Annotated in this window: 6 protein-coding genes and 1 tRNA gene; 2 read left to right on the top strand and 5 right to left on the bottom strand. The window is 66.9% G+C overall.

The annotated features are described in order from the left end of the window. Positions 1 to 82: 82 nt before the first annotated feature. A complete protein-coding gene (locus tag AC1DU6_RS06500; RefSeq protein ID WP_477856369.1) occupies positions 83 to 9319 on the bottom strand; it encodes a hypothetical protein in 9237 nt (3078 codons plus the stop codon). Between the two features lie 321 nt (positions 9320 to 9640). On the opposite strand from AC1DU6_RS06500, the gene AC1DU6_RS06495 reads away from it, so the two are divergent. Then, entirely contained in the window at positions 9641 to 11140 is a 1500-nt protein-coding gene (locus AC1DU6_RS06495; RefSeq protein ID WP_477856368.1) for a protein adenylyltransferase SelO, read from the top strand. 184 nt (positions 11141 to 11324) lie between these two features. Here AC1DU6_RS06495 and AC1DU6_RS06490 read toward each other — a convergent pair. From AC1DU6_RS06490 to AC1DU6_RS06475, 4 genes are all read right to left on the bottom strand, one after another. After that, positions 11325 to 11401 (bottom strand) — tRNA-Met (locus AC1DU6_RS06490). Between the two features lie 108 nt (positions 11402 to 11509). Then, the gene (locus tag AC1DU6_RS06485; RefSeq protein ID WP_056194288.1) at positions 11510 to 12073 is read right to left on the bottom strand and encodes an RNA polymerase sigma factor; all 564 of its coding nucleotides are present in this window, start codon (positions 12071 to 12073) and stop codon (positions 11510 to 11512) included. 147 nt (positions 12074 to 12220) lie between these two features. After that, positions 12221 to 12709 (bottom strand): hypothetical protein, encoded by a 489-nt coding sequence (locus tag AC1DU6_RS06480; RefSeq protein ID WP_477856367.1) that lies wholly within the window; start codon positions 12707 to 12709, stop codon positions 12221 to 12223. A 162-nt stretch (positions 12710 to 12871) separates the two neighbouring features. Further along, the gene (locus tag AC1DU6_RS06475) at positions 12872 to 14692 is read right to left on the bottom strand and encodes a serine/threonine protein kinase (RefSeq protein ID WP_477856366.1); all 1821 of its coding nucleotides are present in this window, start codon (positions 14690 to 14692) and stop codon (positions 12872 to 12874) included. 156 nt (positions 14693 to 14848) lie between these two features. Here AC1DU6_RS06475 and tssA point away from each other — a divergent pair, with 156 nt between their 5' ends. After that, on the top strand, positions 14849 to 15955 hold the full coding sequence (tssA, locus tag AC1DU6_RS06470) for a type VI secretion system protein TssA (RefSeq protein WP_457324465.1): 1107 nt from the start codon (positions 14849 to 14851) through the stop codon (positions 15953 to 15955). Positions 15956 to 16058: the final 103 nt, after the last annotated feature.

Genomic DNA, 16058 nt, shown 5'->3' with positions numbered 1-16058 from the left:
ATGAAAGCCGGGTCGCGCCGGGCAAAGTGACCGCCAGCGAAGGCGAATTCACCGGCGTCGCGGTGAGATTCCGCAGCGACGCCTAGCCGTTGGCGTAAAGGTCGATCTGACCCGTGTAGTTAGTATTGAGTGCGGTGTAGGACAGCGCGACGGTGCGCATGCCGCTGGAAGGAATGAAATCCTGCAGGCTGATCAGCGTGTCGGCGCCGGTGTCAAAGCGCCGCAGGTCCAGCGGCGGCAACGCTGAATACTGGCCGTTGGCAGGATCCCTGAGTTCGATCGAACCCGAAAGGCTGACGGTGTTCACGCTGAGCTTCACCCAGGGCAGGTACCTGGTCTGCGCAGCGGCCGTGCTTCCTATGTTCTGGGTGCCATCACATCCTGCCTGGCATGTGCCGCTGCCATAGCCCACGGGGTTCTTGCGATCTTGCGTCGTGGTGAATGAGGCGTAGACGGTGTATGTGTAGTTGAGCGAGCGCGTAGTGAACTTGTTCACTCCCAGCGCAGCGCCGTCGAGCTGCGACCAGGGAATGGAAAAGACGGCATTTCCTGGTGTGCCGCTGAGCGTGCCCGTTACCACATAGCCATTCAGCCGCATCTCGACCGTGATGACCGTTTGGCTGCTCAGGCCGGGGGAATAGGCAACCGGTATATCCAGCGACGGGTAAAGCACCGTCATGTCGGACACCTTGTCGCGGTCCAACGCGGCGACGCCGTTCGTCACCGTGTAGGTCAATCGATAGAAGGTCCCGTCTGCCTTTGCGATGACAAGGGCCCACTGTCCATTGGCCCCGCTCCCCGCAGGCAGGGCAGCCGACTTGTTGCCGGTAATGGACACGCCCGTCCAGTCGCCTTGACCCGGCCTGCGGTAGTAGACGGTGCCATTGCCGCTGACCCCAATAAATGCGGAAGTGAAGCTGAGAATCGTCGCGCTGGCGTTGCTGTTACCGTCCAGGCTGACTTCGGCCGCACCCGTGTGCACTGCGCCCTCTACCCAGGACCGGCCCATGGTCGCTACACCCGGCGCGGTTGGCATCAGCGTGCTGGCGGTAGCGCCACTGATGGGCGCAGCATAGAAAACGCCGCCTGAGCCCGCGATCTCGGTTGGCAAGATCTTGACCGGATCGGGTTGAGCGACCGTGATTGCACCGTACAGGTCGGTCAGCTGCTTGGTGAAGGCACTCGACAGCGTCGTCTGATCCTTCAGATAGCTGATCTTGATGTCGGCCGTCTTGATCAGCAGGTTGCGATTGTTGTAGGCGCTAAAGCTGTGGATGAGTGTGGCGTCTACCGCCGCCGCATCCAGCGACACGGTACGCAGATCGATGCCCGTGCTCGTGATCTGTCGCGTGGCATTGCCGTTGCGGTCGTAGATATAGAGCTTGGTGACGCCGTCGCCGCTGTTGCTGCGCTCGATCTTGCCAAGCACGTTGTAGTCGATGCGCTCCTGCCAGACGTCCGTAGTGCCCAGCCCCCGGGYCTCAACCTGCCCGAAGGCGTTGTAGCGCGTGCGCCGCACCTCGCCGGTGCCGATGTCGCTGGCCGTGGTTACGCGCCCCAGGGCGTCGTAGACATAGGTCTTGATGACGTTGTGGGTCGCGCCATTCGCGTCGCTCACATTGATCGTGACGCGGCTGGGCTGGCCGTTGGTGCCGATGGCGTAGCTCGTCAGGTTGCCGTTGGCATCGACGATGCCAGTGAGGTCGCCGTTGCGGTGGTCGTAGCGGTACTTGGTAACGCGGTCCTGGGCCGAAGTCTCGCCTAGCTTGACGATGCGGGTGACAGCGCTCAGGCCGTCGTACCGGGTGTCCGTCGTGGGCTGGACATCGGTGCCTCGGTAGTCCTTGAAGACCGGCGCGATGCGCTGGGTCTCGCGGCCCAGCAGATCGAACTTGACGGTGGTCTCGTTCCATCCGGTGCCGCCCGTGCCGGCCCCCACGTACTCGCGCGTCAGGCGCACCGCGTCCAGGCCGTTGTAAAAGTATTGCGTGCGGGCCGTCTGCGAACTGGTGCTGATGTTGCCACTGGCGTCAACGACGCTCGCAGCAACGTCCAGCACGCGCTGCTCGGTGACCCGGCCCAGGCGGTCCAGGTCATATTCCGTCTTGCGGCGGTCGATCGGGCTCAGGTACCCCAGGATGCCCACCGGGTCGCGCAGCGCAGCATTCCTGGCGAAGTCATCCTGGCGCACGTATTGCGTTGAGGTCAAGGCTCCGGCGTAGCGAGTCTGGCTCGTGGCGGCCATGAAGTGGCGGCCATAGTCCCAGGCAGTGGCGTAGCCTTCCTGGTCGATGCTCAGGGTCTGGCGGCCCAGCTTGTCGTAGTACCGGTACACCGAATTGCCGCGCGCATCCGTGTCCTGCACGATGTTGCCGCTGGCGTCGTAGGCCAGCTTGCGCACCTTGACGACACCCGGCGTTTGCAGGGCGGTCGTGAAGTTGCTGTCGTCGCTGCCGGTGGATTCCCAGTAGCGCATGCCGACGACCTGGACTTCGACCATGCGGTTGAGCTGGTCGTACAGGCGCAGCGTGGTGCGGTCCTTGCCAGCAGTCGTGACCGCCGCCGGTGGGGTGCCCGTTGCAGCGGGCATGGTCACGACCTGGGCCAGAGCCGTCTCGGTGAAGACGTTGCCGACCGCGTCCAGCGTGTAGGTGGTGTAGGCGCCGTCCGGCGCGATGCGGGCAACGACGTCGCCGCGCGAGTTGTAGTAGGTGAGACTGCGGCTGCCGGTACCGCTGACGACACCGCTTCCGGACCAGTTGCCGCGCCGCACCACCTCGATGACGCGGCCCAGGCGGTCGTAACCGGTGTAGTCCACCGGCGTGTAGGAGACCGTGCTGCCGTCAGCGTTGACGGCCGTGTAGGCGCGGCCGATGCGGTACACGAGGCGGTTCGCTTCGTCGTAGCGCATTTCCGTGACGCGCTCTTCAGGCAGGCCGACGGCCTCGGTCGCCTTGACGCGGTTGCCGCGACTGTCGTACTCGTAGGCGTTGGTGACCTTGATCGCAACGCCCTGCGCATTCTTGGCCTCAGCGCCCTCCTCGTTGGTCGAGGTTACGGGCAGGGTCTCTTGGGTCAGCCGGCCGAGCTTGTCGTAGCTGTAGCTGGTGACGCCGCCCAGCTTGTTGATCGCCGCGTCGCGTTCGCCGAAGGCGTTGAGCGAGCCGGACGCGCCCTCGGTATAGGTCTCGTTGTCGCTGTTGGCCCATTCGGTCCGCGTCAGCAGCCGGTTGGCCTTGTCGTAGCTGGCGGACGCCACGCTGTCCAGAGCGTCGTTGGCCGCATAGGCCACGGGCTTGCCGGCCACAATCCCTGACACCTTGGCGTCCACGTGCCGGGAACTCTGAAGGTTGCCGAAGGCGTCGTAGGAGTAGACGGTGAGATAGCTTTCAGCGTCGATGCTCTGGACCAGGCGGTTGGCCTTGTCGAAGACCTGGTAGCTCTTGTTGCCACGCGGGTCGGTGATGACCGATGCGTTGCCGAAGGCGTCGTATTCGGTGACGGTAATGACCTGGTTGTAGGTATCCAGGTACTGCTTGAACCGAATCACGCGACCCATCAGGTCGTAGGTGAACTCGGTGGAATAAATATTCTTCAGCGTTTCTTTCGCGCCCTCCGAGACGTCGCTGAGGGCCTCCATATAGCCCAGGCGTTTGCGCTCTGCGCGCTCCCAGGCCGTATCGCCTGTGGTGAGCGGCACGACGCGCGGATCGACGACCCACTGCAAATTGCCGCGTCCGTCGTACCGATACTTCGTCGTGGCCGCAGCAGCGCTGCCCGATGCGACCGTCATCTCGGTGCGCTGGCCTGCAGTGTTGTAGCTGTAGCTGGTGATGGTCTGTTCAGCCAGACCCTCCGCCTGAGTCACGCTCTTGACCCGCCCAGCTTCGTCGTAGGCGGTGACGGTCCTCACGCCATTGTCGGATTCGACGCTGAGGCGGCCGGCCCGGTCGATCTGACGGCCGAAGGTGGCGACACCCGTCCGATTCATGGCCGCGATCGCGCTGGCCGTGGGCGTGCCGCTGAACGAGAGGCGATCAACATACCGCCGAGTGATGACAGTGCCGCTGGCGTCGTCGTAGAGGGTCTCGGTGACGTAGCCTTCGGCATCGACATGGAACTGCTCACGACCGGCGCTGTCGTAGAGGAAGTAGTCAATGCGATCGCTGCTCAGCGCAAGCGTGACGCTGGGGTCAACACCGTCGGCCAGCGGCAAGGTGATTCGGTTGGCGTAGCGGCTTTGCTTGACGACGTGGCCGTTGCGGTCGTACTCGAAGCGGCTGACGGCACCCGTCGCATCGACGCTGTAGGTCAGGCGGCCGATGGCGTCGTAGCGGGCGTAGCTGTGCTGATTGAGCGGTTTTTCGGTAAGGCCAGCTGCCTGCGCGGCCAACGCGTCCACGGTCGCTGCCGTTGGGCTACTGAGCTTGGTTTCGTAGCGCACGGTCTCCACGACCCGGTTGGCCTTGTCGTAGATGCGCCGGCTCACTTCGCCGGCCGCATTCACGCTGTAGGTGAGCCGCCCGTCCTTGTCGTAGACGAAAAGGTTGACAGCCTCTCCACCGTCGATCAATGCATTGATCTTGGTGCTGAGTGCGCTGTCGAGGTCGGTCGCCCATCCCGCGCCCAGGCGGGTGGGCAGTGCAAGCGTGGCCTTGAGCTGGCCCTTGTCGTAGACGTTGCGGGTCACAGCGCCCGTGCCGTCGATGCTGTCCAGCAGCCGGCCCGCGCCGTCATAGCGGTAGCGCCCGACCACTTCATCCAGCGCGTTGCGCTTCACCAGCACGTGGCCGGCCGCGTCGTACTCGTAGCGGGTGCGCAGCGCGATGCCATTGAGGTCGACGATCTCTTCTGTGCGGTTCCCCAGCGCGTCGTATTTGTAGTCGGTCCGGCGTGCCGCTGCCGTGCCGTCGCCTTCGATGACGGTGAGCACGCGGCTCTGGGCGTCGTAGCTGTAGCTGGTCTTGAGCTTGAGCCGCTTTGCGGCGACTTCAGGTGAGTCAGTGGCGTTGACGGGGTCAATGACGACCTCTTGAAGCTCCCCTTTGGCGTTGAACGATTGCGTCGTGACGGTACCCCGCGGGTCCGTGATCTCGACCCGGCGGCCCTGGCCGTCGTACTTGTAGGTGGTCACAAGCTGCTGCGCCCCGGGGTTCACGGTCTGCGTGAGCATCCGGTCGGCCGCGTCGTAGCTGTAGCCCGTGGTGACGGCGCTGCCGTCGTCGGTCGGCAGCGCCGTACCGTTGGACTTCAGGCCATGGATGACTTGGGTGAGGTTGTCGTTGAGGTCGTAGGTGTTCTTGGTGACATTGCCGGCTGCGTCTGTCGTAGTCAACAGGTTGCCGTGGGTGTCGTAGGCGTAGGTGGTGGTGCCAAAGGCATCCGTGACCTTGTAGACCTGGCCGTGGCGCGTGGTCTCGGTCACCACCTGCACGCCCTCCTCGGTCGTCATCGTCATCGTGCGAGCGACGGCGTCGTAGGTGTAGCTGACCGTGTGGTTGTTGCGATCCTTGCGGCTGACAACGCGCTCCAGCGCGTCGTAGGTGGTGGTGACGTCTCCCGCCGGATCGCTCACCGTCACTTGCCGGCCATTGCCGGTGTCGCGCAGGTAGGTGTAGTTGGTGGTCTGGTTGCGCTCGTCGATGCTGTACTGCAGGCGGCCCAGGGCGTCGAAGTAGGCCTGTGTGGCGACGTTGCTCACACCCGTGCCGCTGAACTCACGCCGCACGGCGTCGCCGCGACGGTCGTAGGTGTAGGTCGTGGTCAGGCGCCGCAGGCCTGATGCCGCCGTGCCCGTGTCGGTGATGGTGTTGTCGACCTGGCCGAAGGCGTTGTAGCTGGTGTCGGTCTTGTAGCCCAGCGCGTCGATGGCTTGCTGGATGAGGCCGCGGCGGTTGTAGAGGACGGTTTGCTTGTTGTCCTTGGCCCCGTTGGCCCCGCTGGCCAGCTGCGTCACTTGCTCGGCGAGCGTGGCGGTGGTAGCGCCGCCGGCCAGCCCGTTGGCGAGGGTCGTGCCCAGGCGCTGGGCGTGCGTCACCGTGACGGTGAGTTCGTTGAAGTTGCTGTAGATCGTCTCGCTCACCTCGCCGCCGAGCAGGGGGTCGATGAGGATGGCGTATTGCTGGCGGCCCTGGGCGTCGTAGTAGTAAACGGTCTTGGTGCCGCGGGCGTCGGTGGTGCTGGTCTTGCGGCCGGCGGCGTCGTAGGTGGCGGTGACGCCCGCCGCATCGCCTTGCAGGCTGGTGGTCTGCACGCGGCCCCAGTCGTCGTAGCCGATGAGCTGGGTGCGGGCGTCGGGCTGGCTTTCGGCCCGCGTGACGCTTTGCAGGCGTTGGAGGTTGTCGTATTGGTAGAGGGTCTGGGTGCCGTCGACCGCCGTCTCGCGCAGCAGCAGGCCGAGGGTGTTGTAGCTGCGGCTGGTCTTGAGGGGGGTGCCGAGGCCTGCGCGCAGGGTGTCGAGGGGCACAGTCGCGCTGCCACTTCCGGAGCGGACGAAGGTGAAGCACGCGGGGCCGTAGACCGGGGTAGGTTGTCCTGTCGGGACGTGTGTTACCGGATCAATGGGCGGGGGCAACACGTTGACTAAAGCGATCCCGATGGGTTGCGCACCCTGCTTGAGATATTGCGAGGTGCCCTGCAGGCGGCCGGCACCGTCGTAGCTGTATTCGGTGAGGGCGCCTTCAGCGTCGAGTTGGGCGATGAGCTGGCCCTTGTCGTCATAGATCCACTGCGTGAACTCATCGTCGGCCAGCGGATTGAGGCCCTGGAGGTTCTCGTTCCGCATGTAGTTGCGGGTCTGCAGTTGGCTGAGAGAGTAGGTCTGCTCGGTGGCGCTGAGGGGCGCGGAGCGGCGCAGCTGGCTGCGCTTGTTGCCTGCACCGTCATAAGTCCAGACGGTCAGGACGTTTTCGCCGTTGATCTGCGCGGCCAGCTGGCCCGAGACGTCGTAGAGGTTGCGGGTGACGCGGTCGTTGACGGCATCCAACGCAGGGCGGGTGAGCAACGGGGCGGTGCTTTGGGTGGTGCCGTTGGCAGTGCTCAGGCGCACCACGTTCTGGGCCGTGGCGTAGCGGGTCTCCTTGACGAGGTTGGAGGCACCGTCGTATTGGTTCTCGACGAGGTAGCCGTCGGCGTCGAGCCGGCCTTGCAGGCGGCCGGCGGTGTCGTAGTAGTAGGTGGTGATGCGATCGTTGACGGTGTCGGCCGCGGGGCGCGCGCCGGCGATGGTGCTGGAGGCGCCGAGCCCCTGCAAGGTGGTGCTGTCCAGCAGCTTGGAGTAGGCGATGCTCTGGATGAGGCGGCCGGCGCCGTCGTAGAAGTACTCGGTAAGCTGGCCGTTGGGCGCGATGTCGGCGCTCTTGCGGCCGCTCACGTCGTAGAGGCTGTAGCTGGCGACGCCGGTGGCATCCTGCACGCGCCACAGGCGGCCCAGGGCGTCGTAGCTGTAGAGGGTCTGGCCCAGGCTCTTGGGGTTGGCATCCGTGTGGCCGGCACCGAGCACGTCGCTGCTGACGAGGTTGCCTTGGGTGTCGAAGAGCTGGACGGTGGTCTGGCCGTTGTCGAGTTGGACGCTGGTCTTGCGGTTCTGGTCGTCGTAGCTGTAGAGGGTCTGGACGCCGTTGGTGTCCGTCGTCTTCGTGACGCGGCCGAGGCCGTCGTATTCGTAGCTCAGCTTGACGCCGGAGCCGTCCTGGCGGCTGAGCAACTGGCCGAAGGCGTCGTAGGTGGTCTGGGCGATGCTGGCCTCGCCGCTGCTGCCGGTGGCGTAGCGGGTCTCCTGCGTCACCTGGCCGCGCAGGTCGTAGGCGTAGTCGGTGACTTGGCGGGCGGCGCTGGCGGGTTGGCTTGTCGCCCAGCCGGACAGCGCGCTGAGCGTGAAGGAGGTGGAGGTGTAGTAGGCCGCGGTGTAGGTCGTGCGGCGCTGGAGCTGGTCTTTGGCGTCGTAGGTGTAGCTGGTGGCCTGCCCGCCGGGGCCCACCACATAGGCCAGCTGGCGTTTGGCGATGTTGCTGCCGTAGATGTAGCGGGTGGTGCTCCCGCCGGTAGGGGCAGGCCCGCCCGGACCATCGGTGTCAGCCACGCTGTAGACGGTCTCGCTCAGCAGCAGCTTGCTGGTGGCGTCGTAGCTGCGCTCGGTGACGTTGCCGGCCGCGTCAGTGCGGCGCGTCCAGGCGCCGTTGCCCCCGCCCGTGCCGTCGTAGGCGTAGGTGGTGGTTTCGCCTTTGGCATTGGTGCTGGTGAGCAGGTCACCGCTGGCGCTGTTGTAGGTGTAGCTTTGCTTGAAGCTGGCCCCGCCCAGGGCCGCCCCCGCCATTTCCAGCAACTGGCCCGCCGCGCCGTATTTGAGCGTGGTGGCCTGGCTCAGCGGGTCGGTGACGGTGGTGGTGCCGTTGGCGGCGTCGTAGCTGAAGCTGGTCAGGCGGTTCTGGTCGTCCTTGAGCGACTTGACGCGGCCATCTCCGTAGTACTCGACGGTGAACCGGCTGCCGTCAGTTTGCTGCAGGCTGCTGAGCCGGCCGTTGGCGTCGTAGTCGTAGGTGACGGTGTAGGCCTTGGCGTCAGTTGTGTCCGTCGGCGTCAGGTCGGTCGTGACGGCCTGCAACTTGCCTGTTTTGATGCCCGAGCCGGCCGGGTAGTAGGTGTAGCTGGTGACGCTGCGCGTCTTGGCTTGTCCGGCATCCAGGTAGCTGGTGGTGATGCTGCCGAGCTGGTTGCCGCTGTAGGTGAGCGTGACCTTCTCGTCCGGCGCGTTGGTGCCCACGACGCTGCCGGCCTTGTAGGTGCCCAGGGTGTCGATCAGGCCGCTGGCGTTGTAGGTCACCGCCACGAAATGACCTTCGGGCTGCGTGACCTGGGTGAGGCGGTAGATGCCGTTGCCCAGTGCGTAGGTTTCCTTGACGCCGCTGTCGCCGTCCGTCCAGGTCCAGACGCCGCCGGCGTAGCTCAGCGTGTCGTATTGCCCGCCGCCTTCGTTGCTGACGTAGACCCCGGCGTTGCAGGTGTAGCTGCGCTCCGTGCCATCAGCCTCGACGCGCTTGGCCACGCTGCCGTCCGCGTTGAATGGGCCGCTGGTCAGCGTGACCTGGCGGTAGTAGCCGACGCGCCAGCCGTCGGCGTTGTCGCCATCCCAGCCGCCCTGGCTGTTGTAGGTGCGGAGCAGGTCGACGTCCGGGCCGACGCCCACCAGGTATTCGTCGCGGTCCTGGATGACCAGGTTGCCGTTGGCCGCGTTGACGGTGATCTGYTCGCCGGCWCGCCCCGTGGCGGCCTGCCCCAKCCCKCCCGCCCCGCCCAACACGTCYTTGGAGGTGTTGACCAAGCCRTTGCCACTACCCGTCACGACCGAAACCATGCTGCTTCCCTGCTCTTTGGAGTTGGATACCAAGGAGAGTTATCCAGACTGCTTCGAGACGGTTTAGCAATTGACGCAATTAGTTACATAAACATGTGCAACACCGAAGGCGTCCATCGCGGTTCGTGCCGGCGGCGGCTGCCCTGGCAGCAAGCACCGCACCCGAGGTGCGCCTCGTCGGCAGGCAGCAGGCTGGCGCCGTGCCCTGGTGGCGCGACCCTGCTCACCCCCCCGCCGCAAAGGCCCACTGTTTGCCGGCACACTGGCGTCCGACATATCAGGGTCCAGATGCATCGCTTCGGTTTCACCCATACCTACGCCCGCGAACTGCCCGGCGCCGCCGTGGCCTGGAAGCCTGCCGTGGTTCCAGAGCCGCGTCTGCTGTTCGCCAATGCTGAATTGGCCGAAGAGCTGGGCCTGCCGGCCGACGTGCTGAGCGGCCTGGACGCCGCAGCCCTCTTCTCCGGCAACCTGCTGCCGGACGATGCCGAGCCCGTTGCGCAGGCCTACGCGGGCCATCAGTTCGGCGGGTTCTCACCGCAACTCGGCGACGGCCGCGCGCTGCTGCTCGGCGAGGTGGTCGACCCATCGGGCCAGCGCCGCGACATAGCCTTCAAAGGCTCGGGCCGCACGCCCTTCTCCCGCGGCGGCGACGGCAAGGCGGCCGTCGGCCCGATGCTGCGCGAGGTGCTGATCGGCGAGGCCATGCATGCGTTGGGGATCCCCACCACGCGCGCCCTTGCCGTGGTGGCGACCGGCGAGCCGGTGTACCGCGAGACGCCGTTGCCCGGCGCGGTGCTGACCCGCGTGGCCGCCAGCCATCTGCGCGTGGGCACCTTTCAGTTCTTCGCGTCGCGTGGCGATCTGGACACATTGCGCCGCCTGGCCGACTACACCATTGCCCGCCATGACCCCGCGCTCGTCGGTGCGCCCGACCGCTACCTTGGCTTGCTGCGCGCCGTTGCGGAGCGACAGGCGAAGCTGGTGGCGCAGTGGCTGAACGTGGGCTTCATCCACGGCGTGATGAACACCGACAACATGGCGCTGTCCGGCGAGACCATCGACTACGGCCCTTGCGCCTTCATGGAGGCCTATGACCCGCAAGCCGTCTTCAGCAGCATTGACCACGCCGGCCGCTACGCCTATGGCAACCAGCCCGGCATTGCCYGCTGGAACCTGGCGCGCTTTGCGGAAACCTTGCTGCCGCTGATGGCGGACGCCGACGACGAGCCGGCCATCGAGCGCGCCGTAGCCGAAGCGACGGCCGTCATCGACGCCTTTCCCGCGGTGCTGGCCGGCGAACTGCTGCGTGGCCAGCGGCAAAAACTGGGCTTGCTCGCTGCCACGCCAGCGGACGACGAGGCCGATGCCGCGCTGGCGGACGACTGGCTGAAGTTGCTGCACATGCAAGCGGTCGACTTCACGCTCGCCTGGCGCCATCTGGCCTCGGCAGCCGAAGGCCGCCCCGAGCCGCTGCGCGACCTCTTCGCCGACCGCGCGGCGCTGGACGTGTGGCTGTCCCGCTGGCGCGAGCGTTGCGCCCGTGATGGCGCGGTCGACGGCGCGGAGCGCGTCACGCGCATGCGCCGCGCCAGCCCTGCGGTCATTCCGCGCAACCACCTCGTCGAGGAAGCCCTGGCCGCCGCGACCGAGGGCGATCTGCAGCCCTTCAATGCGCTGCTGGATGCGCTGCTCGATCCCTGGCAAGAGGCCGCGCTGCTGACGCGCTATGCGGTGCCGGCGCCCACCGAGGTGACTGCGCGATTCCGCACTTTTTGCGGCACCTGAACCGCACCCGCCAGCGCAGCCGAGAGGGGCGTCCCGCTGCACCTGCGATGCCGACGAGACCAACGGTCAGTTCGACCGAATCCCCCATTTGGGGACGCCACAAGACCCGTCAAAAGCCAGCCAGAAACGACAAAGCCCGCACTTGGCGGGCTTTGCTAAGTCCTTCACAGGACTCATTATTTCTTGGTTGCGGGGGCAGGATTTGAACCTACGACCTTTGGGTTATGAGCCCAACGAGCTACCAGACTGCTCCACCCCGCGACTGAAGCTAGCAGTATATACGAGATTCGGCCGTTGAGGCAAATCTCGTGGCGGTGCTCGTAGCAAACCGCAGCGGCAGGCCACCGCGATCGATGAAATGACCCGCAATCAGAAGGGCAGCTGGGCGCCGCGGGCCTGCAGGCGGGTGCGCAGGTGAGAGCGGGCGCGCGACACGCGGCTGCGCACGGTGCCGATGGGCACGGACAGCAGGGCGGCGGCGTCTTCGTAGCTCATGTCGTCCATGGCGACGAGCAGCAATACCTCGCGCATCTCGGGCATGAGGCCGTCCAGTTCGATCTGCAGCAAGGCCATCAACTGGTTCAGATGGCATTGCTGCTCGGGGTTGGCGTGCAGGCAGGCCGTGGCCTCCAACGCTGACTCGTCCTCAAAGCGGTAGAGCCGCGACGGCGCACGAGACAGGTGGTTGCGCACCAGGTTCATCGCAATGCCGTAGAGCCAGGTCGACAACTGCGACTCGCCGCGGAAGTGCTCGTAGGTGCGCGCCGCCTCGACAAACGCCTGCTGGGCCAGTTCCTCGGCTTCGGTGCTGTCACCGATATGGCGCAGCACGAAGCGGTAGAGGCGGTCACGGTGTTCGCCGAACAGCTCCGAGAAGATGACGTTGGGGTCGGCTGCTGCGGGGTGGCGAATCGGTTGACACTGGGGCTGCATGACGGGCTCCGAGCGGATGAAGCGGCCGAAGTGGCCGCCCTGTCTGATCAGACGCCGTCGCGGCAAAGCTTGCGACAAGGCAGACCCGCCCCACCCCACATTTATGGGCATGGGTTAACCCCCGAGGCCGTGAACTACATCACGAAGTCAATGCGAAAGCTGGTTGAGCAGCGTTCGCAGCCGCGCGGCGAGCGCCTCGGCATCGGCGGGTGGCGGCAGGCTGAAGTCGGGGGCCAGGGCCTGGTCCAAAGCTCGACGGCGCTCGATGGCGAGGCTGGCGGGATCCAGGCCCAGGCCGTCGGCGACGCGACGAAAGCGCCAGCCCAGCATGACGGCCGAGAACTCGATCTGCAAAAGATAGGACTGGGCCATCAGCAGGCCCAGGGCTGACTCCGCGCAAGCCACGGCCCGTTTGACGGTGCGCGCCGGCAGCAGGCGGCGTGATCGCTGGCTGAGGCGCCATTCGCGCTCAGCGATGGCGCTGGCCGCGTCGCCGAAATGCTCGCGCAGCGCCGCGACGAAGAGGCGGCCGATGTCAGCGGAAACCGCGCCCGCCGGCGTGGCGCCACTGCAGACTTCGAGCCGGCCTTCCACCGGGCTGGCCCAAAGCAGTTGCCCGACGGCCGCGGCGCTCACGAATGCGCCCAACTGAGGGGCTTGAGGCGTCGCCAGCAGCTGGGCGACCTGGGCTTGGGTGGGGTTCAGAACACGGTCCGGAGGTCGGCGAAGGGCGTCGGCAGCAGAAGCGGCCGGCATGCCATAGGTAACCGCGAGCGCGGCCGGGTTCCGCAACATCGGCTACTTGACGGCTTCCACGCTGAACACCGCGGCGCCATAGTCAGCCGCGCAATTGGGGTGGCCGCAATCCGGCTGGCCCAGCAGCCAGCTCGATGCGCCTGGCGCCACGCCGCCGGCCGGGCCCTGGGCCGGCAATGTCAGGAAGCCGTAGCTCGGCTCCTTCTCGGTGGACCAGGGCGCGAAGCTGCGCGGCTCGGCGGCAACGAGGACGAAGAAGTGCTMCGGGCCCGGCGGGTCGCTGGCCTTGAGCGGCCAGCTGGCACCGGGCAGGCGCAGCGTCTCGCCAGCACCGATGTGGTTGTTCTTGGCCTTGTCGTTGGGGTAGAGCTGGACGAGGCTGCCGTCGGGGCCGGCAAGCAGCACATAGACATAGCCCTCGCGCGAGGCACTGACGCTGAAGCGCAGCTCGTCGCGGTCGATGCGCAGGCTGGCGCGCTCGGCCTGCGCCTGCACGTCGAAGCCGTCGCTGTGCCGCGCCACGAGGGACCGGAACTGGCTGGGCAGATCTCGCGCAACGGGTTCGGCCTGCGCAGGCGCGGGAGCCGGAGCGACTGCCGGGACCGACACCGGCGCCGCGGCAACCGGTTCGGCCGGCCCTGCAGGCCGCGTCGCGAACCAGGCCGCTGCACCGGCAGCCGCCAGGCCGGCCAAGCCCAGGCCAAGCCACAGTGGCCCGCGGCTCGCGGCCCGCTTGACGGCGGCTGGAGCCGGCGCCGCTGCAGCGGGCGCCTGGATCAGCGTCGCCATCTGGCCCGGCTTGGGCGCGTAGTGGCCGGCCAGGCCCAGGTCCTCACGGAACTCGGCCATGGACTGGGTGCGCTGGTCGGGCAACACCTGCAAGGCGCGGTCCACGGCCTTGACGAGGCGCTCGCTGTAGCGGCCCTTCGTGAGTTCACCCTGCCGGGCCAGCGGCACGTAGTCGTCCTTGACGATGCGGCCGACGCTGGGCGGCGGCGTGCGGCCGGTGATGGCGCAGTAGACGACGGCGGCCAGGGCGTAGACATCGGTCCACGGCCCCTGCTTCATGCTGGGCACCTCGGCATACTGCTCGATGGGCGCATAGCCGGGCTTGAGGATGACGGTCAGCGCCTGCGTCATGTCGCCGATGACGCGGCGCGCGGCACCGAAGTCCAGCAACAGGGGGCGGCCGCTGCCGGCCACCAGGATGATGTTGTCGGGTGCGATGTCGCGGTGGTAGCAATGCTCGCCGTGCAGCACCAGCAGGGCCTCGGTCAGCGAGGCCAGCATGTCCATCAGCCAGGCTTCGCCGGGCGGCTCGGGCATTTCCTTCAGCGTCTCCTTCAGCGTCTTGCCTTCGATGAAGGGCATGACCATGAAGGCGGTGCCGTTGGCCTCCCAGAACCGGTAGACCTTGACGAGGGACGGGTGGTCGAACTGCGCCAGCAGCTTCGCCTCATTGATGAAGCTCTTCAGGCCGGCCTCGAAGGTATCGCGGTGGCGTTCCGAGCGCACCCGCACCTGGGAGCTGTCGCCGCGCAGGGCCAGGGCGGCGGGCATGTATTCCTTGAGCGCCACCGTGCGCTCCAGCGCGTGGTCGCGGGCCAGGTAGACGATGCCGAAACCGCCCTCGCCGAGCACGCGGATGAACTCGAACTCGCCCTGGCGGCTGCCGACGGGCAAGGCGTTGCCGCCGTCCAGCCGGTCGAGGCTCGCAGGTGGCGCCCCGGGCGCAGCCGGGCCGCCTGCCATCACGGCGGGCACGGCTTCGTCAGGAACAGGCGCCGCGGCGACGAGGCCGGTGGCGGCACTGGGCCGGATGATGGTCGCGTCGTTGTCTTCCGGGTCGCTGGAGGAGTTCATCGTTCAGGCGGGACGTCCAACCTGCTGAGTGACGCCACACGCCATTCCGTTCCCCTTGCCGGCAGACGGAGCTGCCGCAGGGAACTAAGCGGCGGCCCCAGTTACTTACCGCCCGAACTCCTGCCTGCCCCGATCGGCAAGCTCACCCGGACCACCATGGACAGCAATCCCTTCGACCCGTCGCCCGACACCGCACCGTCGCTCAGCAGCGACCCCGCGCTGGCGCCGTGGCTGCAGCCCGTGTCCGAGGATGAGGTCTGCGGCCCCGACCTGGAATACGACAACGACTTCCTGGCACTGACCCAGGCGGCTGCGGGCAAACCCGAAACCCAGTTCGCGTCCGCCGAGCCGCCCGACTGGCGAACCGTGCGCAGCCTGGCCGACGACATCAACGCCCGCACCCGCGACCTGCGCGTGGCCAACCTGCTGCTGCGCGCCCGGCTGCGCCTGGAAGGCTTCGCGGTGCTGGCCCCGGGCCTGCGCCTGTTCGAAGAGCTGCTGACGCGCTGGTGGGACGAACTCCACCCCCGCCCCGAGGATGGCGACGCGTTTGCGCGGGTCAATGTCCTCAACGAGCTGGCCAGCCTGGACACCACGCTGGGCGACGTCCGCGCCAGCCTGGTGCTGAACGACCGCGGCATCGGCCAGATCAGCGTGCGCGACATCGAGATCGCCATGGGTGACCTGGCGGCGCGCGACGACGAATCGACACCCTCGCGCAGCCAGATCGAGAACATGCTGGCAGACGCTGTGGCCGGCTATCCGCTGCTCGCCACCCAGGCGCCCGCCGCCGTTTCGGCGCTGGATTCACTGGTGGCCTGCCTGTCCGTGCGCCTCAACTATGGCGACGTGCCCGACTTCTCAGCGCTGCGCGCGATGCTGGACGCCGTCATCGCCGTCTCGCCGCGCCCGGTCAGCATCGACGCTTCGGCGGACGACCTCGCCGGCATGCTCAACGACCTGGGCATCGCCCAGGGCCAGGACGGCGGTGGCGACTCGCCCGCACCTGCCCGCCGCGGCCGCAGCGGTGGTGGTGGTGGCGGCCTGGGCGCGATCGAGAGCCGCGCCGATGCCGTGCGTGCCATTGACCTGGTCTGCGCCTACCTCGAGAAGAACGAGCCCACCAACCCCGCGGCCGACCTGCTGCGCCGTGCGCAACGTCTCATCGACCGCAACTTCCTGCAGCTGGTACGAGAGTTTGCCCCCGAGGCCGTCGGCGAGGTGGCCCGTATGCTGGGCGTGGACCCTGAAAGCCTGCAGTAGTCGCAAGGAACGCCGCGATGTCGTCTTCATCAAAGCCCCTCCTGCAGTCCGTCGTGGCGCACCGCCTTTTGAATCCCTGAATCCCATCCGCAAGGAGCAATGA

This window comes from Roseateles sp. P5_B10 (genome assembly GCF_056400485.1).
This window is presented reverse-complemented; position numbering and strand designations above follow the sequence as displayed.

Excerpts from the sequence above, each read along its gene's own strand:
- AC1DU6_RS06485 (WP_056194288.1), bottom strand. The coding sequence starts at position 12,073 with ATGCAGCCCCAGTGTCAACCGATTCGCCACCCCGCAGCAGCCGACCCC.
- tssA (WP_457324465.1), top strand. The coding sequence starts at position 14,849 with ATGGACAGCAATCCCTTCGACCCGTCGCCCGACACCGCACCGTCGCTC.